The sequence below is a fragment of the Rhodovibrio salinarum DSM 9154 genome (assembly GCF_000515255.1).
GTDB lineage: Bacteria > Pseudomonadota > Alphaproteobacteria > Kiloniellales > Rhodovibrionaceae > Rhodovibrio > Rhodovibrio salinarum.
Map to the genome: position 1 here is coordinate 3,233,286 of NZ_KI911559.1, position 23,913 is coordinate 3,257,198.

At 65.9% G+C, this 23,913-nt stretch carries 17 protein-coding genes; 12 read left to right on the plus strand and 5 right to left on the minus strand.

What is annotated here, in order from left to right; all coding sequences use genetic code 11:
* Window positions 1–2: 2 nt before the first annotated feature.
* Window positions 3–545, plus strand: coding sequence for a GNAT family N-acetyltransferase (locus RHOSA_RS22825; protein WP_051432190.1), 543 nt, complete (start codon window positions 3–5; stop codon window positions 543–545).
* A gap of 76 nt (window positions 546–621) precedes the next feature.
* On the opposite strand, the gene RHOSA_RS22830 is transcribed toward RHOSA_RS22825, so the two are convergent.
* Window positions 622–1,050: a DUF6916 family protein gene (locus RHOSA_RS22830; protein WP_037256450.1), complete on the minus strand. Its 429-nt coding sequence runs from the start codon at window positions 1,048–1,050 to the stop codon at window positions 622–624.
* 398 nt (window positions 1,051–1,448) lie between these two features.
* On the opposite strand from RHOSA_RS22830, the gene RHOSA_RS0115005 reads away from it, so the two are divergent.
* The 6 genes from RHOSA_RS0115005 (at window position 1,449) to RHOSA_RS0115030 (ending at window position 15,628) form a co-directional block, all read left to right on the plus strand.
* Window positions 1,449–2,009: a phage tail protein gene (locus RHOSA_RS0115005; protein ID WP_027289315.1), complete on the plus strand. Its 561-nt coding sequence runs from the start codon at window positions 1,449–1,451 to the stop codon at window positions 2,007–2,009.
* 348 nt (window positions 2,010–2,357) lie between these two features.
* Window positions 2,358–9,218 (plus strand): DUF4347 domain-containing protein, encoded by a 6,861-nt coding sequence (locus tag RHOSA_RS0115010; protein WP_169816637.1) that lies wholly within the window; start codon window positions 2,358–2,360, stop codon window positions 9,216–9,218.
* A 346-nt stretch (window positions 9,219–9,564) separates the two neighbouring features.
* A complete protein-coding gene (locus RHOSA_RS22835) occupies window positions 9,565–11,031 on the plus strand; it encodes a TolC family protein (RefSeq protein WP_200371966.1) in 1,467 nt (488 codons plus the stop codon).
* Window positions 11,032–11,118: 87 nt separating this feature from the next.
* Window positions 11,119–12,021, plus strand: coding sequence for an efflux RND transporter periplasmic adaptor subunit (locus RHOSA_RS0115020; RefSeq protein ID WP_051432191.1), 903 nt, complete (start codon window positions 11,119–11,121; stop codon window positions 12,019–12,021).
* 77 nt (window positions 12,022–12,098) lie between these two features.
* On the plus strand, window positions 12,099–13,439 hold the full coding sequence (locus RHOSA_RS0115025; protein ID WP_027289318.1) for an efflux RND transporter periplasmic adaptor subunit: 1,341 nt from the start codon (window positions 12,099–12,101) through the stop codon (window positions 13,437–13,439).
* Window positions 13,436–15,628 carry a site-2 protease family protein gene (locus RHOSA_RS0115030; protein ID WP_051432192.1) on the plus strand — a complete coding sequence of 731 codons (2,193 nt, stop codon included), beginning with the start codon at window positions 13,436–13,438 and terminating at the stop codon, window positions 15,626–15,628. Before RHOSA_RS0115025 ends, RHOSA_RS0115030 begins: the two co-directional genes overlap by 4 nt.
* Before the next feature lie 22 nt (window positions 15,629–15,650).
* Here the strand turns inward: RHOSA_RS0115030 and RHOSA_RS24835 are convergent, their stop codons facing one another.
* Both RHOSA_RS24835 and RHOSA_RS22845 read right to left on the minus strand, forming a co-directional pair.
* Window positions 15,651–15,809, minus strand: a complete 159-nt coding sequence (locus tag RHOSA_RS24835) for a YqaE/Pmp3 family membrane protein (RefSeq protein WP_037256452.1) — start codon at window positions 15,807–15,809, stop codon at window positions 15,651–15,653.
* A 131-nt stretch (window positions 15,810–15,940) separates the two neighbouring features.
* Window positions 15,941–16,837 (minus strand): lipid kinase, encoded by an 897-nt coding sequence (locus RHOSA_RS22845; protein ID WP_037256455.1) that lies wholly within the window; start codon window positions 16,835–16,837, stop codon window positions 15,941–15,943.
* A 497-nt stretch (window positions 16,838–17,334) separates the two neighbouring features.
* Between RHOSA_RS22845 and RHOSA_RS0115045 the strand changes: the two genes are divergently transcribed.
* Window positions 17,335–18,066, plus strand: a complete 732-nt coding sequence (locus RHOSA_RS0115045) for an SPOR domain-containing protein (protein ID WP_169816638.1) — start codon at window positions 17,335–17,337, stop codon at window positions 18,064–18,066.
* Window positions 18,067–18,106: 40 nt separating this feature from the next.
* On the opposite strand, the gene RHOSA_RS0115050 is transcribed toward RHOSA_RS0115045, so the two are convergent.
* Window positions 18,107–19,501 (minus strand): leucyl aminopeptidase family protein, encoded by a 1,395-nt coding sequence (locus RHOSA_RS0115050; RefSeq protein WP_037256457.1) that lies wholly within the window; start codon window positions 19,499–19,501, stop codon window positions 18,107–18,109.
* A gap of 133 nt (window positions 19,502–19,634) precedes the next feature.
* The gene (locus tag RHOSA_RS0115055; RefSeq protein WP_200371967.1) at window positions 19,635–20,672 is read right to left on the minus strand and encodes a TAXI family TRAP transporter solute-binding subunit; all 1,038 of its coding nucleotides are present in this window, start codon (window positions 20,670–20,672) and stop codon (window positions 19,635–19,637) included.
* Between the two features lie 349 nt (window positions 20,673–21,021).
* On the opposite strand from RHOSA_RS0115055, the gene RHOSA_RS22850 reads away from it, so the two are divergent.
* The 4 genes from RHOSA_RS22850 to RHOSA_RS0115075 all read left to right on the plus strand — a co-directional run bounded on the left by RHOSA_RS22850 (window position 21,022) and on the right by RHOSA_RS0115075 (window position 23,843).
* Complete coding sequence (locus tag RHOSA_RS22850; protein WP_051432193.1) at window positions 21,022–21,885, plus strand: glycine betaine ABC transporter substrate-binding protein; 864 nt, start codon at window positions 21,022–21,024, stop codon at window positions 21,883–21,885.
* Window positions 21,886–22,051: 166 nt separating this feature from the next.
* Window positions 22,052–22,792, plus strand: a complete 741-nt coding sequence (locus RHOSA_RS0115065; protein ID WP_027289323.1) for an AzlC family ABC transporter permease — start codon at window positions 22,052–22,054, stop codon at window positions 22,790–22,792.
* Window positions 22,782–23,099, plus strand: coding sequence for an AzlD family protein (locus RHOSA_RS0115070; protein WP_027289324.1), 318 nt, complete (start codon window positions 22,782–22,784; stop codon window positions 23,097–23,099). The genes RHOSA_RS0115065 and RHOSA_RS0115070 overlap by 11 nt, the downstream gene beginning before the upstream one ends.
* Before the next feature lie 183 nt (window positions 23,100–23,282).
* Complete coding sequence (locus tag RHOSA_RS0115075; protein WP_027289325.1) at window positions 23,283–23,843, plus strand: iron transporter; 561 nt, start codon at window positions 23,283–23,285, stop codon at window positions 23,841–23,843.
* Window positions 23,844–23,913 lie beyond the last annotated feature (70 nt).

Genomic DNA, 23,913 nt, shown 5'->3' on the forward strand with positions numbered 1-23,913 from the left:
GTATGATGTTCGCCCGTGCCGACCTGCCGAATGGCCTCTCCTTGCGCCCCACCCAGCCCGGCGACCGCGACTTTGAGAGGATGCTGCACGCCGCCCGCCGCCAGGACCTGTGGTGCGCCGAGGCGCCGGTGGACGAGATCCATGGCTTGATCGAGATGCAAGAGCGCGCGCAGATCGCCGGCTACGGAGCACAACGGCCGGAGGCGTGTTATTACATCATCGAGCGCACCGGCGTGGCCTGCGGTCGGATGGTCATCGACTTCCACGCGGGTGGCTTGCGACTGGTCGATCTCGCCCTGGTTCCAGAAGCGCAGGGCAAGGGGGTTGCGGAGACGGTTGTGCGGGCGCTGCAAAAGGTCGCCGATAGCATACCCGTAGCCATCACGCTGTGTGTCTTCGTGCAGAACGCAGCGGCACTGAAGTGCTACCGTAAACTAGGCTTCCACCCGGCAGACCGGCAGCAAAACGCGGCATTCCTGGAAATGATCTGGCATCCGCTTGCAGTTCGGCCCGCAGACGGGGCTCCCCTTTCGACGCCGGTGTAGCTGCAGCGCGCGTATTCGTTCGGCGCGCGAGATAAAGCCTTCTGGATCGACCAACCTCCATGTCTCGGGCAAACCCTCAATTGAGGATTGCCTGATAATAGATTTGTGGATCGAACGGCCCGTTCGGATTTTGCACAGCGACAAGCAGCATGGGCTCGATCCGGCCGATCTCACGATGGTGGATCGCATACAGCCCCTGCGGCAAACGCGGCTCCTGAGGTCCGGCGAATAGCAACGAAAAGCCGGTGCGCTTGGCCCAGGAAGGCGTACTCTCGGGGCATTCGGTAACCTCTATCAACGTGGCCTCGACCGGGTGCGCCCCGGGCGCCTCTCGCTCGACATCAACCAGATCAAGCAGAGTTAGGACGACTGCGGCACCTTCGTATGGGCGGAACACGTCGGCCGACAACGTTTCCAGCGCAAGCGCGTCCGTGTCGTCGTGCGTTGCCTCGACGCTTCGATCCTGCGCGGAAGGCCCGCCCCCGATTGTCGTTCGATCGCCCATACCTTCCCCTCTTGGCCCTCTTGACCTGCCGATCATTGGCAATGCTGTTAGCGTGAAAGACCTGTCCATTTCGCCAGCAGCGTTGGCGCCGTTTCCGCCAGCCAATAAAAACAAGTCTCGCGCGAACTTTCAGTTTGCCTACAACGTCATGCGCGGTATATCTTGAATACCACTCGCCTGTCACGAGAAAGCTGAACCTTACCGTCACCCCAGACAATACAGCGCGACCAACGGAAGTCGGATAGGCAGCCGGCTAGCCTCTCCTGCTTAGATGCGACGAGAGGCTAAGCGCCACCTTCACGCCTCGGTCGATTAATTCCGGCGCCGCCCCCACCAAGGCTATCGCCTGCAACCACACAGCAGGACATCAATAGGCATGTTCTAAGGGGAGAAACGCTTTGACGGATGTTTATACAGGGCAAATCATTCTGTTCGGCGGCAATTTCACGATTTTGAATTTCGCCGAATGTGCCGGCGGCACGCTCACAATACCTCAGAACACCGCACTGTATTCGCTGCTAAGCACGATCTACGGCGGCGACGGAAGATCGACTTTCAAACTTCCAGACCTGCGCGGACGGGCCCCGGTCCAGACGGGAACGCGGCCAGGCGGCAGCACTTTCTACCAAGGTACCCCCGGCGGGACCGAGAGGGTCGGCCTCACGGTGGGTCACATGCCACCGCACAACCACGCGGCGCAGATGGCGGGCAACCTGACGGTGTCGTCCGCCAACGGCAGCGTTGCTCCCAGCTCGAACACCTACCTTGGGGCCGGGGCTGGCCTCAGCAAGCTCTATACGACCGACACCAGCAGCGGGACCACCAGTGTGAAAGGCCTCGAGAACGCGAGCGTCACCGTCGATAATACCGGTGGTGGACAGCCAGTAGAAACGATGTCGCCCTATCTTCCGATCCGCTTCCAGATCGCCCTAAGCGGGCTGTACCCCTCACGCAGTTAGAACGGACAGGTCCGCGCACTATGAGGCGTAGACTCTACAGAGCCGTTTTCTGCTGTGCCTTGAACGGCCACAATCGTGCGGATACCGGCATATATGCGCGAAAGACCAAGCGACAGCACGTCAACATTTCCGCCAATCCAGTTCATCGCCCATCATCAGTGAATCCCAACACCTCGGCGCATTCTGATCACCGGTATCGCATTTCGTTCGGCCACAGTCTCTTCACGGACAGGATCGGAAAATAATTTTACGTCATTTTAATTCTACTCATGTCATCGCATGGAGCAAGCTGACTTCAAGACCTGCCGGCGCCGGGCGCCGACCAAAGAGATCGGGACGACGAAGCTCATGACGAAAGTGTTTCGTGATGCCGGGCGCACACTTCCAGCGCAGGTCGCGTCCCATACGCCAGACGCCCTTGCCGAAACTGACGCGCTGTTTGCCCTGGCCCTTGAGCCCCGCCTGCTGCTGGACGCCGCGGCAGCCGCCACAGCGGCTGATACGGCTGAAGACGGCGGTGGCAGTGACGGCTCGACAGACACGTCCGCGGTCGACCAGGGGGACGCCCCTCACACCTCTAAGGCCGCAGCCGGCGACGAACTGGCCGCGCAGACCCTCGCGAAGGGCGCTGGCGAGCTTGTCTTCATCGACACCGGTGTCTCGGGCTGGGAGACGCTGGCCGACGCGGTCGACCCGTCCGCCGAACTCGTGCTGGTCGACGCGAACGCAGACGGCCTACAGGTCATGGCCGACACGCTGAGCGGCCGTTCCGAGGTACAAGCGGTCCATGTTGTGGGTCACGGCGCGGTCGGCGCGTTCCAGCTCGGCCGCGCAACGGTCACCACGGAAAGCCTATCAAACTACAGCGCGCAGATCGAAGCCGTGGGCAACGCCCTCTCCGCTGAGGGCGATATCCTGCTGTACGGCTGCTATGTCGGCGCCGACGGCGCAGGCAGCGCGTTCCTGCAAGCGCTGGCCGACGCGACCGGCGCAGATGTCTCGGCGTCAGAAGACCTGACTGGCGCATCCAACCTCGGCGGAGACTGGGACCTCGAAGCCGCCGTCGGATCGGTCGAGGCCTCTAGTCTAATCGATTCCAGTAGCGGGTTCACCGGAACGCTCGCGGTTAGCGACGAAAACTTCGACGGTCGAGGTTTCATCGACGTCACGTCGCCCAGCACCACGATCGGCGACTGGATTTTCGGCGCAAGCGCCAGCAACCGAATGGCAACGCCAAGCCAAGCAGAGGCGCCCTACAACCTGAATGTTGACGAGGGCGCGAGCGACCGAAATCTTGTCTGGAACATCAACGGGCTCAATCTGACGGATTTCTACTTCACCTCTGCCGATGGCAGCGACTTTACCCTCTCTTCTTTCGATTTCGGAGCCGGCTCTGGGAGTAGCATGTCACTGACGATCTCGGGCCTCCGGGACGGCTCGACCGTTGTCAGTGCCGAAAGCGTCAACCTCTCCTCCTCCGACAGCACCGGCAACATCACCTACACGCAAAAGGGCAGCACTAGTGGCGGCGACTATGGCACGCTCACGTTCGGCGCCGCCTTCAACAACGTCGATCGGATCAACTTCTCGTTCAGCGCGGCCGCAGTTCCCGAGATCGACAACATTACCGTCAGCCTGTCGGACACCACGGCCCCGACGCTGACCTCGATCGAACGGCAGACCCCCAGTACGGGCGTGACCAACGCCGACAGCCTGACCTTCCGCGCCACCTTCAGCGAGGGCGTGCAGAACGTCAGCACCGACGACTTCACGGTCTCCGGCGGGTCCACGGCGAGCGTCACCGGGGTATCGCAGGTTAATGCGACGACTTACGACGTGACGGTCTCGGGCGGGGACCTTGCCGCCTTCGAGGGAACGGTCGGGCTCGACGTCGCCAGCGGTCAGGACATCGCCGACACAGCCGGCAACGCCTTCGGCGGCGCGGAACCGGCAACCGACGAGACCTATACCCTCGACAACACGGCCCCCAGTCTGAGCGTGCCCGACCTTGTCACGGCCAGCGACAGCGGCTCGAGTGACAGCGACGACCTCACCAGCGACACCACGCCGACCGTCGAATACACCGCCGAGACCGGTACCACCGTCGAAATCGACTGGGACGACGGCAACGGGTTCGTCGCAGCCGGCACCGGCAATGGCAGCGCGCAGCAAGCCACCCTGGCGTCGGCCTACGCCAGCGACGGCGCCAAGACGATCACCGTGCGCGCGACCGACGGCGCCGGCAACGTCTCCAGCCAAACGCACACCATCACGCTCGATACTCAGGCCCCGACCGTGGCGACCAACACCGGCGTCAGCGTGAACGAGGGCGGCACGGTGACGGTGGGCAGCAGCGCTCTGGCGGCGAGCGACACCGTGGATACCGACGCCAACCTGGTGTTCAACCTGACCGGCACGACCCACGGCGCCCTCGCGCTGAACGGGAGCACGCTGTCCAACGGCAACACCTTCACCCAGGCCGACATCGACAACAACCGTATCACCTTCGTCCACGACGGCAGCGAGACCACATCGGGGAGTTTCGCGTTCACCGTTCAGGATACCGCCGGCAACGTGCTGGGCGGCCAGAGCGCGTCGGTCTCGGTGACGCTGCAGAATGACAATACGCCGGTCGCGAGCAACGACACCGACACCACGAACGAGAACAGCTCGATCAGCCGCAATGCGGCGAACGGCGTAATCGATCCCAACGACACCGACGGCGACACGAATGCCAGCCTGAGCGTGACCACGGTCAACAACGGCACGACCAGCGTCGGCGCCGGGGTACAGATCGCCGGCGACAACGGCGGCCTGTTCACGATCAACGCGGATGGCTCCTACGCCTTCGACCCGAACGGCGAGTTCGACGATCTCGCATCCGGCAGCCGCGCGACGGCTGTGACCTATACCCTGTCCGACGGGGCGACCAGCGACACCGCGACCCTGACCGTCACGGTCACCGGGCTCAACGACGCGCCGACCCTGACCGGCGGCACCGCCACCCTGAGCGGCACGGACGAGAACACGACGTCGGGTGGCACCACGGTCGCCAGCATCCTGACCGATACCGGTTATGCCGATGCCGACACCGGCGCCAGCAGCGGCATCGCGGTGACGGGGGTGAGTGCGAACGGCACCTGGCAATACTCCACCGACGGCACCGTCTGGACGGCCTTCGGCGCGGTCAACACCTCGAGTTCCCTGCTGCTCGGGTCCGGCAGTCAGGTCCGCTACGTGCCCGGCAACACCGGTGAGACGGCGACCTTCGCCTTCCGCGCCTGGGACCAGACCAGCGGCACCGCCTCGACCAATGGCAGCCCGCAGAGCGCCGATACCTCGGTGATTGGCGGCACGACGGCCTTCTCCACCACAAGCGCCAGTGCCAGCCTGACGGTGACGGAGATCAACGACGCACCCACGCTGACCGCGAGCGGCCAGAACCCGGCCTTCCAGGAAGGCGACGCCGCGCCGGGGGCGGACCTGTTCTCCGGCGTGACCGCCTCGACTGTGGAGAGCGGCCAGAGCTTCTCCGGCCTGAGCCTGACGGTAACCAACCTAGCCGACGGCGCGGGCGAGATCCTGCGCCTGGATGGCTCGGACGTCGTGTTGACCGACGGCACCAGCGTCACCACCGCGACCAACGGCCTGACCGTCGATGTCTCCGTCACCGGCGGCACCGCGACCGTCAGCTTCACCGGGGCCAGCCTGTCGGCCGCAGCCTTGCAGACGCTGGTCGATGGCCTCTCCTACCGCAATACCAGCGACGCCCCGACCACAGGGGCGAACCGACTGGTGACGATCACCGGGGTCACGGACAGCGGCGGCACGGCCAACGGCGGCGACGACACCGCCGCGCTCAGCATCGCCTCCACCGTCTCGCTCACGCCCGTCAACGATCCGCCCGTCATCGGCAACGTGGACGGCGCCAGCAGCTCGGTCGTCGCCGGGACCGGCAACGCCAATATCGACCTGTTCGATACCGCGACCGTGACCAACCCGGACAGCGCCGACTACAACGGCGGCTTCCTGACGATCGCGCAGACCAGCGGCACCACCAACGGCAACTGGGGCCTCGACGGAACGACGGCGACCGCCGGGGGCGATGGCACGATCGCCGCCGGGGAAACAGTCGCGGTCGGCGGGGTGAGCCTGGGAACCGTCGACGCCACGGCCGACGGCCAAGGCGGCAACGCCCTGACCATCGCCTTCGACGCGAACGCCACCTCGAGCAACATCCAAACCCTGTTGCAGGCGCTGACCTATGGCGCGCCAAGTGCTCTGGGCGCCCGTACCTTCGATCTGACCCTGAACGACGCCGACGGCACCGCCAACGGCGGCGATCAGGACACAGCGGTTTCGTTCACCGTCTCCGTCACGCCCAATCCACCGATCATCGGCAATCTGGACGGCGACAGCGTCACGGTCGCGAACGGCACGGCCATCTCCATCGATGTCGGCGGCAACGCGACCGTGAGTGATGCGGACTCGTCGACCTTCGACGGCGGCAACCTGACGATCGCGCGGACCTCGGGGCTGTCCGGGGACTTCTCGCTGACCGGCAGCGGCGCGACCGGCGTCAGCTCCGGCCCCAGCTCCGGGACCGCCGACGGCACGATCGCGGCCAGCGAAACCGTCTATGTCGACGGCGTCTCCGTCGCGACCGTCGCCGTGGGCTCCGACGGTCAGGGCAGCAACGACCTGGTGCTCACCTTCAACGCCAACGCCACGCCGGCCCGCGTTCAGAGCCTGATCCACGCGCTGCAGTACAGTTCCTCGGCCGGTGGCAGCCACACCTTCGATCTGAACGTGAGCGACTCAGCGGCCGGCCCCAGCCAAGCGACCTCGAGCGCCGCCAGCTTCACGGTCGATGTCGACTCCGTGCCAGTGAACACGGTCCCCGGCGCGCAGACCGCAACCGATGGGCAGGCGCTCGCTCTTGGCGGCATTTCGGTCGCCGACGCGGACAGCGCCAACGTCACCACGACCGTTGCCGTGCCGGGCGGCGACGGAACCTTCCAGGCAAGCGCCAGCGGCGGCGCCACACTGACGGGTGCCGGCACCAACAGCCTGCAGATCGCTGGGACGGTGGCGGACGTCAACACCACGCTGGCAAGCCTGACCTACAGCCCGGCGGTCGACGCCACCGGCACACAAACGATCACGGTCACCACCAGCGACGGCTCGAGCGCGCCCGGCGGACCGAACACCGATGTCGACACGATCACGGTCACCGTCTCCGACCGGCCGACGCTGGCGAACCTGGACGGCGACACCGTGAGCTACAGCGAGCAGGGCGGTCCGGTCGCGCTTGACGCCGGCGGCGACCTGACACTCGGCGACAACGACAGCGCCACCTTCACCGGCGGCAGCCTGACCTTGGCCTACCAGTCCGGCCAACAGGCCGAGGACCGGCTGGTGATCGACACCAGCGGCACGGTCACGCTGTCTGCCGGCCAGAGTGCGGGCAGCACGGTTTCCATCGGCGGTACGGCCGTAGGCACACTCCAGCCTGGCGCGACCGGCGGCTCCGGCGAGGGGATGACGATCACCCTCGGCGCCGGGGCTACCCCGGCGCGCCTCGCAACCCTGATCGGGGCGATCGGCTATGACAACACGGCTGGCGATACGCCCAGCGCCGGCGACCGCACGATCCGGGTCACGGTGGACGACGGCAGCAGCGCCGGCGCCAGTGACCCCGCCGACGTGACGGTCCAGGTGACAGCCGTCAACGACGCCCCGACCGCCAGCGGCGTCCCGACGACGCTCACCGCGACCGAGGACGTGGCCAGCAACGTCGACCTGACCGGCCTGACGCTCGGCGACATCGACGCCGGGGCGAACCCGATCGCGCTCATCCTCAGCGTCGACGCCGGCACGCTGACCGCCGCCTCCGGCGGGGGTGTCACGGCCGGTGGGACCGGCTCCGACACCCTCACCTTGACCGGCAGCGTTGCCGACCTGAACGCCTTCCTAGGCTCAGCCAGCGCGGTCGCCTATACCTCCGCGCCCGACGCCAGCGGCACCGGCGCCGCGACCCTCACCCTGAACGTCAACGACCAAGGCCACAGCGGCAGCGGCGGCGGTGACGTCCTCCTCGGCAGCGCCAGCATCAACGTCATAGCCGTCAACGACGCGCCGACGGTCGACGCCGCCCCTGTCGACCAGACGGCCACAGAAGACGCAGCGTTCGACTACCAGTTGCCGGCGAATACGTTCGGCGATAGCGACGCAGGCGACACCTTGACGTTGACGGCAGAGTTGGCCGACGGCAGCCCCCTGCCCGGTTGGCTGAGCTTCGACCCGACGACCCGCACCTTCTCCGGCACGCCCGGCGACGGCGACAGCGGGACGCTGAACGTGGCCGTGACCGCGACGGATGCCACAGGCGAAACCGCAACGGCTACCTTCGCGCTCGCCGTCGAACCGGGCGGGGACCCGGTGAGCCCAACGGTCACCCCCCTGACCCGCGGGCCGGTGCAGGTGACGGTGATCGACACAGGCGGCGAGACGGTACTCGTCGCAACAAGCAACCAGTCCGTATCTGGCAATGCGCTGGCCGCGATCTTGAACACCTTCGACAAAGGCAACTCCCCGCTGGCGCAAACCTTCCGGCAGGCTTCCAGCAACGCGTCGGATGTACCCAGCCAGACGCTTCAGACGGCGCTGGGCGACCCCACCACCCGGAGGGCGCTCGCCGACATCAACGCCCTCAGCGGGGAGGCGTTGATCTTCGATGGCGGCCAGTGGCAGCCGCTGAACCTGGAAACACTGCTGCAGCTGTTTAACGTTGCCGAGACATCTGCGGCGAACGATACGCCCAACAGCCCAGTTCAGGACCCCACGCCAACCAACGCGCTTGCCACGTCCAAGCCACCAGCGGCGAACACCGGTGGGGCTGACAACAGCGCTCCCGCCGGGGACTCGCAAGGACCACTCGCGGCTGGCCGCCTAGCCACCGGCAACGACCATAGCGACGCGGTCCTGGCCACCGCCCGGGCAACAGCCAAGGCACACTGGCTCGACGCCGCGATCACCGCCCTTGCGGCGGCTGAGCCGCTCGACAGCGGCGCGCCGGAAACAACGCCACAGAGCCACTCGACCCCAGGCGCAACTGGCGGTTTCAGCGATCAATTGCGCGCACGCGCCGGCGCATTCGACCGCGAAGCCGCTGCGTTGGCCGACCAGCTCGCCGAAGTGGCGAGCTAGGACAAAAGCACCAAGAGCCACTGCAGACGCTCGCGGGCGCTTCGAATGGCATCGGTAACTTACGGCAACCTTCTTGTGCTGGGTTGGGTGCCGCACTTGGTTAGAGCAAATGCGTCCGTTGACAGTCCTTGGGTTAAGGTCTTTGAGAAATAAACCCTATATGATTCACCATTCATTTACCCTTAACATACAATATTAATGATATTGAAAACCTGAACGAAAAATCCAACGAGGGTATATACAAGTGCAGGTTCTGAGCATGGACCGCCGACAAAGACTGCGGTCGGGTATTGCGATTGTCGTTTCAGGCGTAATGCTTGGTGCTTGCGCGATCCAACCGGAACCGTTGACGGGGAGCGAAACGCAGGCGCGGATCGAATCGGATCTGCAGGTGATGTTCTCCGAGCAGGAGCCGATCGACGGCCCGCTGACGCTGTACGAGGCGATGGCCCGGGCGGTGATGTACAACCTCGATCACCGCGTCGAGGTAATGAACGAAGCGGTCAGTCAGAACCAGCTCAACCTGTCGCGCTATGATCTCCTGCCCCAACTGGTCGCGGAGGCCGGTTACCGCAGCCGCTCCAACGTCGACGCCTCATCGTCCGAAAACATCGAGACCGGCCAAGAATCCCTCGTCCCGTCGACCTCGCAGGAGCGGGACAGCTTCACCGCCGACCTCAACCTGAGCTGGAACATCCTCGACTTCGGCGTCAGCTATTTCACCGCCCAGCAGCAGGCTGACCGGGCGATGATCGCGTATGAGCGGCGGCGCAAGGTCCTGCACGGCATCATCCAGGACGTTCGCACGTCCTACTGGCGCGCGGTCGCCGCGCAGCGCCTGCAAGACCGCGTCGGACCATTGCTGGAACGCGTGGAGCAGGCACGATCGGATTCCGAGCGGATCGAGCAGCTGCGCCTGGACAGTCCGCTCAACGCACTGAACTACCAGCGCACCGTGCTCGACGCGAAGCGCCAACTGCAGACGCTGCGCCAGGAACTCGCGCTCGCCAAGATCGAGCTGGCCACGCTGATGAACCTACCGCCGGATCAGGACTTCACACTGGCGATGCCCGAAGAGGACGTCGTCATGGGCGCGCTCGCGCTCGAACCGGCGGAACTGGAAGAACTCGCCCTCGCCTATCGCCCCGAACTGCGGGAGGAGGATTACCAGTCGCGCGTCTCGGCCGCCGAGACCCGTAAGGCGCTGGTGCGCTTCCTCCCCGGCCTCGAAGTGTTCAGCGGGCTGCACTACGACAGCAACGATTTCCTGGTGAACAACAACTGGGCCGACTACGGCGTCCGGGTGTCCTGGAACCTGCTCAACCTGCTCTCGGCCCCGGCACGGCTGGAACGGGCGGAGAGCCGGGAGGAACTCGTGATCGCCCGCCGGCAGGCGCTGTCGATGGCCGTCCTGACCCAACTGTACGTCTCTTATCGGGGCTATCGGATGGCCGAGGAGGTGTACAGCACCAATCAGGAAGTGGCCGACGTCGAAGAACGCATCCTGGAGCAGCTGCGCAGCAGTCAGCAGACGGCGACCGGCGGCGAACTCGCCGTGATCCGGGGTGAACTGAATGCCCTGGTTGCCCAGCTCCGCCGCGACCTCGCCTTCGCGCGGGCGCAGAACGCGCTGGGCCAGATCTATGTCACCGTCGGCGCCGATCCGCTGCCTGAGACGATCGAAGCGGCCGAGGTCGGAACCGTGGCCGCCGCGATCCGGGAGACCATGCGCGGCTGGCAGGACGGTGACCTGTTCATGCGCTCAACCCGCATGGATGTCGGCGCCGAACAAGGCCTGCCGGATATCAGCTGACCCGCGCTCGCACCGCCGGCGTGGACCACGTGTCCAGGGCGCGGACACCTATCGCAAGGTAGCGACGATAGCTCTCAGAGGAACTCCATGCCCGATCGCCGTGCCCGCCCCAAGCCGGTCCCGCTAGGCGCAGGCCTGTTAGCCTTCGTCCTCGCGGCCACATTTGGTCTGGCGGGGGCCGGCGTTGGCCACGCACAGGAGGCCGCGTCGGAAAGCGCAGGGACGAAGGCGCGGACCTTTGCCGACACCCCCTCGCTGAACCGCCTGCTGGATCCGGAAGACGGCCGCGTGAGCGCAGATGGGACACTCGGCGCGTACGAGGCCCGCGCGCTGATCGAACCTCGGGCCGAAGCGATCCTATCCAGCGAAATCGGCGGACGCATTCTGAAGCTCCCGGTCGAAGAGGGCGAACGCTTCGCCAAGGGCGACGTCTTGGTGGCTTTCGATTGCAGCTTCCATCAGGCCGAGTTGCGCGCGGCGCGCGCCGAGCTGACCCGGGCCCAGCACACGTTGGAGAACAAGGAGCAGCTGGCGCGCCTCAACTCGGTCGGTCAGCTGGAGGTGGCGCTCGCCCGGGCCGATGTCGCCAAGGCGCAGGCGCAGGTTCAAACCCGGCAGCTCTACATTGACCGGTGCCGCTTGACCGCGCCTTACGACGGCCGGGTCGTCGAACGGCCTGTGAACGTCTACGAGACCGTCGGCAAGGATCAGGAACTGATGAGCGTGATCGCCGCCGGCGATCTCAAGATTCGCCTGATCGTCCCCTCGCGCTGGCTCGCCTGGCTGACGGACGGGCAAAGCTTCCAGCTTACGATCGACGAAACCGGCAGCACCCACAGGGCGCAGGTGACCACGATCGGCGCACGCATCGATCCGGTAAGCCAGACCGTGCCGATCAAGGGCACACTGCGCGATCACGACCGATCCAAGACAGGTCTCCTGCCGGGGATGAGTGGTACGGCTCAGTTCGCGCCACCCAGCGACGGTTAGGCCAGGACGCCCCTCCGGCTGCGGGTATTTGCCCAGCCGGAAACCGAAAGCCCCCGGGATTACCCGGGAGAGGCCCAATGCAAGCGACCGATCCCAAACTCCGCGGCTTTTCCACGTTCCTCCAGCTCGAGCGGTCGGCCCGCCATGCCGAGAGCGTCGAGGCGCTCGGCTTCGTTGCGGTCAACGAAACACGTCGGCTGCTGAATTTCCGCCAAGCGGTGCTGGCGGCCGGGGGAGAGTCCAGCCGGCCACGCGTGCAGGCCATCTCCGGCGTTTCCGTGCTGGAGCGCGACGCGCCCTTCGTGCACTGGACCGAAAAGCTGCTGGCCGACCTGGCGGGCGCAACAACCGCGCGCCAGGTCCGGCGGATCGGTCCTGACGATGTCCCAACCAAGCATCAGGCCGGCTGGACGGAATTCGCCGCCGGGCACGCGCTTTGGGTCCCGCTGATTGCGCCCGATGGCGAGATGCTGGGCGTGCTCTGGCTAACCCGGGACGCCGCCTGGAGTGATGGTGACCTCGTGCTCGCCGAGCGGTTGGCGGATTGCTACGCCCACGCCTGGCGCGCGCTGGCTGGCCGCAAGGCGGGCCGGCACACACGACGCTGGCCACGCGTGGCCGCCGCCGTGGCAGGCATCGGTCTGCTGGCCGCGCTCGCGATTCCGGTGCCGCAAAGCGCCCTGGCCCCGGCCGAAGTCGTGGCGGCCAAGCCACGGGTGGTCGCCGCGCCGATGGACGGGGTGATCGCGCAGGTGCACGTCAGTCCCAACCAGTCGATCGCGCCCGGGCAAAAGCTTTTCTCCTTCGACGCGACCGAGCTGGAGAGCCAAGCGGCGGTCGCCCGACGCGCCCTGGCAATCGCGGAAGCGGAGCTGCGCCGCGCCAGTCAGGGCGCATTCGCCGACCGGGAGGAGACCGCCAAGCTGCGCGTTCTGGAAACCAAGCGCGATCTCCGCGCCGCCGAACTTGCGCAGGCGGAGGAACGGCTGTCACGCGTGACCGTCACTGCCGAACGGCCGGGCGTGGCGATCTTCACCGATCCCAACGAGTGGGTCGGCCGGCCGGTGCGCACGGGTGAACGGGTGATGCAGATCGCCGACCCCAACGAGACGCGTCTGCGCATCGACCTGCCCGTCGCCGACGCAATTCAGCTAACCCGGGGCGCGCAGGTCGCGCTGTTCCTGGACGTGGCGCCGCTGCAGCGGGTGCCGGCCAAACTGGCCCAGGCAAGCTACGAGGCCGCGAAAACGCCGGACAACATCCTGGCCTACCGCGTCTACGCCGACTTCCCGACGGAGCTGCCATCCCAACGGCCCGGTCTTCAGGGGACCGCCAAACTGTACGGCGAAGAGGTGCCGCTGGCGCTCCATCTCTTCCGCAGACCGCTTGCAAGCGCACGTCAATGGCTGGGGTTATGAGCCTCGCTGCTGCAGCCCCACGTGCCCAAAGTCCAGCCCCTGGGGCGGGCCAACTGCCCGACGTTCTGCCACCCCTTCGTCCCGACCTGGAACTCCTGGAGGCCCCGCAGGCCGCCGACGGCAGCCCCAGCTGGACGATCCACGATCCGGTGCGCAACAGCTTTTTCCGGATCGGCCATACCGCCTTCCAGCTACTCGCCAACTGGGACCTGGGCGACCCCCGGGACGTTCTGGAACGGGTCAACGCCGCCACGCCGGTGCAGGTCGACGCGGGCCAGCTGCAGCAACTCCTGCGTTTCCTGTCGGCCAACCAGTTGGTCCAGACAGGCGGCCAACTCGACCTGCAGGATCACCTGCGCCGGCTGGCGCAGCAGAAGCGCAGTCCCTGGAGCTGGCTGCTGCATCGCTATCTGTTTTTCCGCATCCCGCTGGTACGTCCCGACGGCTTCCTGACCGCGACCCTGCCCCTGGTGCGCCCACTGATGCGCCGGGGGTTCATGCGGCTGTGCCTGGCCCTCGGCATCATCGGCCTACTGCTGGCGCTCCGCCAATGGGAGACGTTCACCCACACCTTTGTCAGCTTTCTGAGCTGGCAAGGCGCGGTGGCGTTCGCAGCAACGCTGGCCGTGACCAAGGTGCCGCACGAATTGGCGCACGGCTACATGGCGAAAGCCTACGGCTGTCGGGTGCGCACCATGGGGGTCGCCTTCCTGGTGTTCTATCCGGTGCTGTTCACCGATACGACGGACGCCTGGCGCCTGGTGTCGCGGCGGCAACGGCTGATGATCGGCGCGGCCGGCATGCTGGCGGAGGTGATGCTGGCGTTGCTCGCAACCTTCGCCTGGTCCTTCCTGCCCGACGGGATGCTGCGCTCGGGTGCGTTCCTGCTGGCGACCGTAACCTGGACCATGACACTGCTGGTGAACCTCAACCCCTTCATGCGGTTCGACGGCTATTACCTGCTGTCCGATTGGCTAGGGGTACAGAACCTTCAAGCGCGGGGCTTCGCGCTTGGCCGCTGGAAGCTGCGGGAACTTCTGTTCGGTTTCGGCGCGCCGCCACCGGAGCGGTGGGACCGCCGCACCGGACGTTTGCTACTGCTATACGCGTACAGCACCTGGATCTGGCGGTTCTTCCTGTTCCTTGGGATCGCGATCCTGGTCTACCACTTCTTCTTCAAGGTGCTGGGCCTGTTCCTGATGGCGGTCGAGCTGAGTTGGTTTATCGCCCGGCCGATCGCTCAGGAGTTGGCGCAGTGGTGGCAACGGAGGCGGGCCATGCGCCTGAACCGCAACCTCATCGCAACGCTCGCCGCACTGGCTGGCGTGGTCCTGTTACTCACCTGGCCATGGCAAAGTCGCGTGCCCGTGCCGGCCGTGCTGCAGGCGGGTCAGCACACTGCCCTGTTCCCGCCCGTGCCCGCGCGTCTGGTCGACATCGCGGCCAGGGATAGCGCCCAGGTTCAACAGGGGGATCTGCTGTACCGCCTGGACTCGCCGGAGCTGGAACACGCGCTGCGCCAGACCCAAAAGCGCATCGCGCTGGCCGAACAGCTGCTGCGACGTCAGGCGGCGAGCGCGGAGACACTGGGCCGCCTGACCGTGCTGGAACAGGAGTTGGCCGCCGACCGGACACGGCTGGACGGCCTGCGGGCACAACAAGCGCGGCTCTCGGTGCGCGCACCGATCGCAGGCAGGTTGAGCGACGTGCCCCCGGAGCTGGCCACCGGACAGTGGATCACGCGCGAGCAGACGCTGGGGCGGATCATCGGCACGAGCCCGGCACGCCTGCGCGGCTATGTCCGGGCGCGTGACGTCGCCCGCTTCGAGGCCGGCGCGGCAGGCCGTTTCTACCCTCAGGATCCAGCACGCGCGCCGATCGATGTCAGAGTTGGCGCACGCGAAACGGTCAACGCCAGCCGACTGGAAATCCCGTATCTGGCCGCGACCTACGGCGGCGGGATCGAGACCGAACGTCGACAGACCCGTGACGCCGCGGCCGAGATCGCCGGCAGCGGTCTGGTGCCGCACACGCCCGTCTACCGCGTCGAGATGGCGCCACGCGCAGACCAAGCCGCGCCCGAGCAGGTCGTGCCCGGCACCGTCATGGTCGACGGCACGGGACGCAGCCTGATTGCCCGAGCCTGGCGCAGTGCGGCCGCCGTGCTGATCCGGGAAAGCGGTTTCTGAACGCCAGCGTTACCAGCCACCGTCACCGCTTTGCGATAATCCAGACGGCGTGCACGATGCCCGGGATATAGCCAAGCAGGGTGAGCAGGATGTTGAGCCAGAATTGACCGCCCAGGCCAACCTGGAGGAACACGCCCAACGGTGGGAGTAGGATGGCGAAGATGATGCGAATGATGTCCATATTCGTATAGATACGAGCGACCCATCAGGACTGCAAGGCATACCAGAAAGCGTCACACGTCTGATCCAGGCCGTGCGCCTTGTGTCCCGATCGTGCGTCAACGCCCAAGCACGCGCCGGCTCGCAGCGCCGCTAAGGCTCGACCGAGGGCGGCAGACGGACCCAGACCGCATTGCGGTGCAGCTTGAAGGTCGCGGGCGTGCGACTGACGATCTCACCGTCGGCGTTGACCCGCTTGGGCTTGGCTGGCGTCTCGACGTGGAACTCACGCGCCCGAAGGTTCGTCACACTGCGCCAAGCATTGTGGGTGCCACGCATAAACGCAGGGAACAGGATCGGCAGGCGCCACAGCGGCTGCGGTTCCAGGCTGTAGAGGTCCAACCGTCCGTCATCGATCGAGGCGTCGGCGTGCACCCGTACCCCACCGCCATGACGCACCCCGTTGCCGACCGTGAGCTGGATCGAATTCAACGTCACCAGCTCGCCGTCACAGGTCACGTAGGCGCGGAAATTCCGCCGGGCCCGCGTCAGATCCAGCAATGTCAGCAGATAGCTGAACACCCCGTAGCGCTTCGGACCGGCCTCCAGGCGTTCGGCGACGTCGACGCTCAGGCCGATACTGGCGGCGTTATAGAAGGTGTGGCCGTTGACCTCCCCGACGTCGATGTCCTCGAGCCGGCCGGTCCGGGCGAGCTCTGCCGCCGCGATCAGGTCACGCGGGATGCCCAGCGTACGCGCGAGATCGTTCGCGGTGCCAAGCGGCAGGATCACCATCGGCAGACCGGTCTGCATGAAGGCCGGCGCGACACTGGACAGCGTGCCATCGCCGCCGCCCACCGCGACCTGGTCGACCTCGTTCGACAGCTCGACGATCCGCATCGCCATCCGGTCGGGATCGTCCGCAATCTCGCGTATCACCGATCCCGCCGGACCCAAGGCCTGTTCGATCTCATCCAGCTGGTTCTCGAGCTGCGCGGCCTTCGCACGCGGCAGGATCAATAGGATCCGCCCGGTTTGCTTCGTCGTCACGTGGTCGTTCCCCCACCGTACGCCGACACGTACGCACAGACGTACGCGGCTCATCGTATGCTTGGACACCTGACTAGCTATACATACGATCGCGGCGCAAAAACCCTAAGGCGACCGCAGCCTCAGAAAACTCACGCACGAGAGAATATAGGCGAGCTGCGCATTCCCAACACCGGCCGGCATCCGACCCTGCCTCGTACAACATCAGTATGCCGACCAACCGTACGCCCAACCTGCTGTCAACAGACATGTTCTCGGCACGATCCGCCCGATCGGAAAGGCAGAACTGTCAACTTGGCGATCGAACGGATTTAGCATGGCCGCCGACACCTACTTGCCAAAGCGCTCAGACGAACACCCAGGACACGGTACAAGGCCGTTTCCATGCTAGGCTTGCGCCCAAAAAAGACGCGCAGCTTCTTCCGCAGAACTGCAGATTGTCTTAAGGAGCTTGTTAAAGCCGGGGGATATGAAGCGGGGAGATGGAGCGCTTGCGGATGAGGGCGCAACGTCAATCAGGAGCTGATCGGCACACCCACGCGCGTCGGCTGTCAGCCGACCATGCGCTACTGGCCAGCGCCTGGCTGCTGGTACTGGCCTGCTGTGGGGGGATCGTGGGCTGGCTGGCCTATGCCGACGCCCCGCCACACCCTCCGGTCATAACCGCGACCCTGCACACCGGCGACCTGCCCGCCCCATCACCTCCCAAAGCCGATCTCGTGGACGAGGAGGTCTCTCCCTGGACCCTGCATTTGGCCGCGCAGGACATCCTGACTTCGTCACCGGACGGCCCGGAGGCCACAAACGACGCTGACGCTGAACCGGAAACGCCGGCCGACACAGCCGAGATCAGCACGCCCCCCATATCCGACCTGCAAGTCGCCGCGCGCACGGACGACGCGCAGGGGACCGACGCCGCCAATTCGTCCTCCGCCCCGCCCTTGCCGCCGGCTGTCCCGCAAAGCGATGCGCCGCGCGTGATCGAAACGACGGAAGCCGGGCGCTACAGCGTTCAAGTCGGGGCATTCAGAGAGATCGAGAATGCGATCGCGCGCGCCCAGCAATTAAGCCAGGCCGGCTATGACGTGCGCATCGTACACGCCTTCGCCACCCGCAGCCGGCTCTACATGGTCCGGCTGGGGCAATTCGACGCCCGGCCAGCGGCGATGGCCTATGCCCGCCAGCTGGCTCAAGACGTCAAGGTGGAGACCTGGCCGGTCCGCAATTAGCTTCCAGGCAGCCGCATCGACGCTGTCGATGCCCGTCGGATCAGACCTTGCGTTCCTCTACCCAGTCACACACCGCAGCGAAGGTCGCGCGCAGGGCCATCGCCTCGCCGCCCTGCGGTCGGCCTGGTTTCGCCGACGGATTCCAAGCCATGACGTCGTAGTGCGCCCAGGAGGTCTTGTCAGGCACGAACTCGCGCAGGAACAAGGCCGCCGAGATCGCCCCCCCGAACCCGTTGTCCGGCACGTTGACTAGGTCAGCGACCTTGGAGTCGAGCCAACTGCGGTAGCCCTCGTGCAACGGCAGGCGCCACAGGGGATCGCGCTCCGTCCGGGACGCATACGCCAAGCGATCGGCCAGCCCGTCGTCATTGGTGAACAGCGCCGGGACATCCGGCCCCAGCGCGACGCGCGCCGCCCCTGTCAGCGTGGCGAAATCGATCACCAGTTCGGGGTTGTCGCGTTCCGCCTCGGCCAGGGCATCAGCCAGGACAAGCCGGCCTTCCGCATCCGTATTCCCGATTTCCACCGTCTTGCCCTTGCGCGTCTGGACAACGTCCTGCGGCCGGAAGGCATCGGCGGAGACGCTGTTCTCGACCGCCGGGATCAGTAGGCGCAGGCTGACCGGCAGCTCCGCGTCCATGATCAGCTTGGCCAGCGCCAGCGCGTGTGCGGCGCCGCCCATGTCCTTCTTCATCAGCTTCATGCCGGCGGCCGACTTCAGGTCCAATCCGCCGGTATCGAAGGTGACCCCCTTGCCCACGAGGGTTAGCTGCGGCCCACCGCCGTTGTTCCAGCGCAAGTCGACCAACCGGGGTTCCTGCGCCGCGGCCCGACCGACAGCATGAATCGCAGGATAGTTACGTTTGAGCAGCTGATCGCCCTGAATCGTCGTGGTCTTGCCGCCATAGCGCTTGCCTTCCGCACGCACCGCCTCGCCAAGGGCTTCCGGCCCCATGTCATTGGCGGGCGTGTTGATCAGGTCGCGGGTCAGCGCTGTCGCCTGCGCCAGGCGCAGCACGCTGTCCCGGCTGGCCGCCGTCGGCCGGACCAGGCTGGCCGGCTCGCTCTCACGTGCTTTGTAGCGGTCGAACGCGTAGCAACCGAGCAGCCAGCCAAGCACGGCGCGCTCCGCAGCCACGCGGTCGTATTGCCCTTCCAGCCGGTAACGCCGGCGCGGCAATTGCGTGGGCAGGGCGGCGAAGGCCCAGGGGTCCTCGATATCCTCGACCCCGACCAGCACACGCGCGAGCGGCCCCTCGTTGCCCGGCACCAGCGCATAGCTACCCGGCTTGCCCGTGAAACCGCTGGATTGCACCCAGGCGGCCACGAAGCCGGGCTGACCGGCCAGCCAGTCGTTCAGTTGATCCCGACCGAGCGGGGTAAGCGGCAGCGTAGATTCGTCGGCGTCTTCGACCAGATAAGAGGTCAGGTCCATCGGCTTGGGCCTCGTGCAGCGGTACGTGCCAAAAGACAGATTGGTTCGGACGCGAACGCGCCCGGAGAGCGGCTTAGCGCAGGACGGGCCAAGGATAAAGCCTGCTTGCGGGTGGGAAGGATGCGCGCGAAGGCTACTCGGTACCGATCAAACCGCGCTCGACATAGTATTTACGCGCGCCCGGATGCAACGGCACCCCAAGGCCATCAAGCGCGGTTTCCAGCCGGATGCGTGATCCCTTGGGATGTCCGTTGTCGAGCAGACGGCGGGTGCTTGGATGCCAGAGCGCCTGGGTGATTTCGTAGATCGTGTCCGCATCGGCCTCCGCGCCCACCAGCCACTGCGCGCCAACCGCCAGGGTCTCGGTTTGCGGGATATTGCGGTAGGTCCCGGCGGGGATGCCATGTGCGGCAAAGAAGGGATAGGTACGGTGCAATTGTGCCGCCGGTTCGCCGCGGATCGGCAACAGCGTGATGGGAACGTCGCGCGCCAGATTGGCGATCGCGTTAGCGGGCGTGCCGGCGACGAAGAAGAAGCCGTCCAACTCGTTGCGCCGCACGGCGTCAGCCGCCTGACCAGCGGGCAGGCTGCTCACCTGCAGATCGTCCGGCGAAAGACCGTACGCCTTCAAGATCAGTTCGGCGTCGACCCGGGTGCCCGAACCTTCCCGGTCAAGCGAGATTCGCTTGCCCGCAAGGTCGGCGACCTCCAGCACGCCCGCATCCCGACGGATCACGAGATGCAGCGCTTCCGGGTAGAGGTTCGCGATCGCGCGCAAGTTGTCCATCGGACCGCGGTCGGCAAACAGCCCCTCGCCCTTGTATGCCCAGAAGGCGACATCCGCCTGAACGAAACCGGAATCGAGGCTGCCCTGGTGAATCGCCTGGACGTTGGCGACCGACCCCTCGGTCGACTGCACCACCGCGATCATCCCCGGCACGCCACAGCTGCCGCCGGTATCGCACGAACGGCTCCCGGGCGGATTGCTGATCGCGTTCGCGATGATGCCGCCGATCGGATAGTAGGTCCCGGCAGTACTGGCCGTCCCGATCCGGAAAAAGCGCAGTTGCTCCGCCCCATAGTTCTGGGCCCGCAGCCCCGTGGGCAGGAACAGGGCACCAGCGGTACCGGCCAGACCCGCAAGCAGATGCAAGCGCCCACGCTCGGGCACACGCCCGTCTCGTGACCCGGTTGCGGACGCGTCGTGACGATCGCGGCGACGGCCGATGACTCGGATCACGGTCTGGACCTCCCAAGACAAGGGTAAGCACGCGCGGACACGAAGCGAAACTGCCATTCGTATAACAGCGCCGGCGACAATCTCGACTTTCTAAACCTATCAGGCCTATCCCGGCCCTGCCAGTTGCATGACCGATCCATCGCTTGCCGTAATATCTGGCGAACGACATATCGGAACCATGGCATGGCCCCTGCTCTCGCTCAGTTTCCCTTGTCTGTGTCGATGCGCCATCGGACTCGCGGGGCTGCTGTTGGCGCACGCGACTGTTGTCGGATCGGCGATGGCCGAAAAGATGGAACACGCCGACCTCACCCCCATCCGTGCTGCCTATCCGGCCGCATCTAACACCATCGAGCTGGGCCATACCGCTAGCGTGACCGATACCGTGACGGCCGAGATGATCGCCCAGGTGCTCCGCCAGCGTCTGGGCTATCATGTACACTTGGTGCTGGCCGACGTGGCGTTCCTGTATAGCGCGCTGGGAAACAAGCGGATCGACGTATTCCCGGGCGCCTGGACACCGGACACGCACGCCGTCTTCCTCAAGCGTCTCGAAGGTCGCACCCAGACACTGGGCACGCTGAGTTACCGCGCCCGGGTCGGCTGGCTGGTCCCGGATACGATACCCGCGACCCAAACCGTGATCGGGCTGGACGACCTGCGCGCGCCAGCTATCCGGCAACGGTTCGCGGGCCGGATCCATGTCGGGGAGGCCGGCTCCGGCCTCGTGCGTCTGTCCGAACGGGCACGCGCGCTCTATCGCCTCAAGGACTGGTCGCTCGTCCCGTCAAGCCAGGCGGGCGCAACCTTGGCTCTCAAGCGCGCGGGCAAGCGTGGGGACCCCATCATCGCGACCGGGCGCAAACCGCACTGGGTTTTGGGCGCTCTCAATGTACGGTTCTTGGAGGACCCGAAGCGGGCGTTCGGCGGACCACAGCGCATCCGCATCCTCGGCCACCGCACGTTCACGGCCGACCATCCCTGGGCGGCGCAGGTACTCTCCCGCATCAACCTCCCGCCGGAGCTGCTGCAAAAGCTGGTGACCTCGGCCCACCAGCAAAGCGTTGATACGGCTGTCGACGCCTTTCTGGCGCAACATGGCAGCCGTGTCAGATACTGGGTCACCGGCCGGATCGGCCGGTAATCGACCCGCCGCGCGCTTGCGCAAATTCCCACCAGCCCGTAGACGGGAGATCGGCGCAACGCAGCTACGCGCGCGGCGCGTCGGTCCCACCGCGGCTGCGTGCTATGTGTGATCTCTTGCGCCGCTTCCCGCCCGCCAACGATCATCCAGTCTGGATATCAAACAGATGTCGAGCAGCGGTCAGGAATCAGCCGAGCCCAAACGCCGTCCAGCACGCGAGCGGATCGGGTTCGGGCTGGCCGGCATGCGCTATGGGGCGCGCGAGATGGCGGTGCTGGCGGTAACCGCCGTCGGCCCGTTCGCGGTCGCGTTCGGCGTTGCCGCACAGCAGGGCGGCATGGACGCGCTCGGCGCTGCTTTGATGACCGGGTTGGTATTCGCCGGCGCCTCGCAGTTCGCCGCGCTCGGTCTATGGCAAGAGCCGCTGCCCGTGTTCTCCATCCTGCTCGCCACCGTGGCGGTGAATTCCCGTTTTCTGCTGATGGGCGCGGCCCTACGGCCGTGGATCGCCCACCTGCCGGGCTGGAAGGTCTATCCCAGCCTGTTCTTCCTGGTCGATCCCGTTTGGGCGAAATCGCTCAAGGAGTTCGACGACGGGATGGACGATGCCGGATTTATCATCGGCGCGGGCCTGGTCTTTTGGGTCGTCTGGACCGTGTTCACAATGGCAGGCTACGCACTGGGCGGCGGAATCGGCGATCCGGCCCGCTGGGGCATCGACGTGCTGATGCCAGCCTTCTTTGCCATCATCCTAACCGGCATGTGGCGCGGGCCAGGCGATGCGTTGCCATGGGGCGTCGCCGCCGCCACCGCACTGATCGCCGCGCAACTGCTGCCTGGGATGTGGTTCGTCGTCCTGGGCGGAATCGCCGGGGGACTGACCGGGGCGTTGCGCGATGAGCGCTGAAACCTGGGGCCTCGGCCCCTACGCCGTGATCGGGTTGATGTCGGTGGCAACCTATCTGCTGCGCGCCGGCGGCTTGTTCCTCACCAAGCGGGTGCCCCTAACCCCACGGATCGAGCGATTTCTGGAATACCTTGCCGGCTCGATCCTGATCTCTTTGGTGGTTGCGCTGGCGATTAAAGGCGGTGTCGTCACCAGCCTGGCCGTACTGACCGCCACGGCTGTGGTGCTGCTCACCCGCCGCAGCATTCCGGCGATTTTCGCGGCTGTAACGCTGGCTGCTGGCCTGCGTGGGCTCGGCCTGTTCTAGCTGGCGCACTCAGCACGTACATCCGCTGGCGACATTTCGGCAGCGGCGGATGGCAACAGGCTGCGCACGCTCTGACACGCAAGAGCGGAACTTCTCCCCGCGTTCACCTGTTGCAAACCGGCGAGCCAACCAAGCGCACGCTGCGCCATGAGCTCACGCAACACGCGGACAGGAGAAACCGAGATGACAGCGCAACACACCGATACGCTGCCGCCGAGCCAGGAAAGCGACGAGGCCGATCGCAAGCAGCTTGAGATGGCCAAGGCCGAAGGGGCGAAATACAAGGAATCGCTCAACTACATGGTCAGCGAGGTCGCGCACACTGGCGGCTCCAAACGGGCCGGTGACTATATCGTCGCCTTCGCCCAAGAAGAGGCCGAAGGCATGTACGTCTTCAACGAAGGTGCCCTCGAGTGGCGGGATCCCGGCGAGGAAAACTGCCATATCGAGGTCGCGGTGCTGGATGCGACCGACCAACGCTTTATCCCTGGTCTGACCATCCACGTGACCGTGCGCGCCACCGACGGCGGTCAGGTCGCCTCGTTCCAGGCGCCCTTCCTCTGGCATCCAGGCCTGTATCACTACGGCCGGAACATCCAGGTTCCTGGCGACGGCACCTACGACCTGCAGATCCACATCGAGGCACCGACCTTCATGCGGCACGACTGGGTGAACGGCAAGCGCTTTGCCGAGCCGGTCACGGTCGCCTTCGAGAATATCGAAATCAAAACCGGCCAAGATTGAACGCAGACCGATCGGCGGCGCCCCACGACAAGGACCGGTACCCTCCCACCGGTCCTTGTCCTTCTGCGAC

Coding starts and splice junctions, on each gene's coding strand:
- RHOSA_RS22825 (WP_051432190.1), top strand. CDS start 3: ATGATGTTCGCCCGTGCCGACCTGCCGAATGGCCTCTCCTTGCGCCCC.
- RHOSA_RS22830 (WP_037256450.1), bottom strand. CDS start 1,050: ATGGGCGATCGAACGACAATCGGGGGCGGGCCTTCCGCGCAGGATCGA.
- RHOSA_RS0115010 (WP_169816637.1), top strand. CDS start 2,358: ATGACGAAAGTGTTTCGTGATGCCGGGCGCACACTTCCAGCGCAGGTC.
- RHOSA_RS0115020 (WP_051432191.1), top strand. CDS start 11,119: ATGCCCGATCGCCGTGCCCGCCCCAAGCCGGTCCCGCTAGGCGCAGGC.
- RHOSA_RS0115025 (WP_027289318.1), top strand. CDS start 12,099: ATGCAAGCGACCGATCCCAAACTCCGCGGCTTTTCCACGTTCCTCCAG.
- RHOSA_RS0115030 (WP_051432192.1), top strand. CDS start 13,436: ATGAGCCTCGCTGCTGCAGCCCCACGTGCCCAAAGTCCAGCCCCTGGG.
- RHOSA_RS24835 (WP_037256452.1), bottom strand. CDS start 15,809: ATGGACATCATTCGCATCATCTTCGCCATCCTACTCCCACCGTTGGGC.
- RHOSA_RS0115045 (WP_169816638.1), top strand. CDS start 17,335: ATGAGGGCGCAACGTCAATCAGGAGCTGATCGGCACACCCACGCGCGT.
- RHOSA_RS0115050 (WP_037256457.1), bottom strand. CDS start 19,501: ATGGACCTGACCTCTTATCTGGTCGAAGACGCCGACGAATCTACGCTG.
- RHOSA_RS22850 (WP_051432193.1), top strand. CDS start 21,022: ATGGCCGAAAAGATGGAACACGCCGACCTCACCCCCATCCGTGCTGCC.
- RHOSA_RS0115065 (WP_027289323.1), top strand. CDS start 22,052: ATGTCGAGCAGCGGTCAGGAATCAGCCGAGCCCAAACGCCGTCCAGCA.
- RHOSA_RS0115070 (WP_027289324.1), top strand. CDS start 22,782: ATGAGCGCTGAAACCTGGGGCCTCGGCCCCTACGCCGTGATCGGGTTG.
- RHOSA_RS0115075 (WP_027289325.1), top strand. CDS start 23,283: ATGACAGCGCAACACACCGATACGCTGCCGCCGAGCCAGGAAAGCGAC.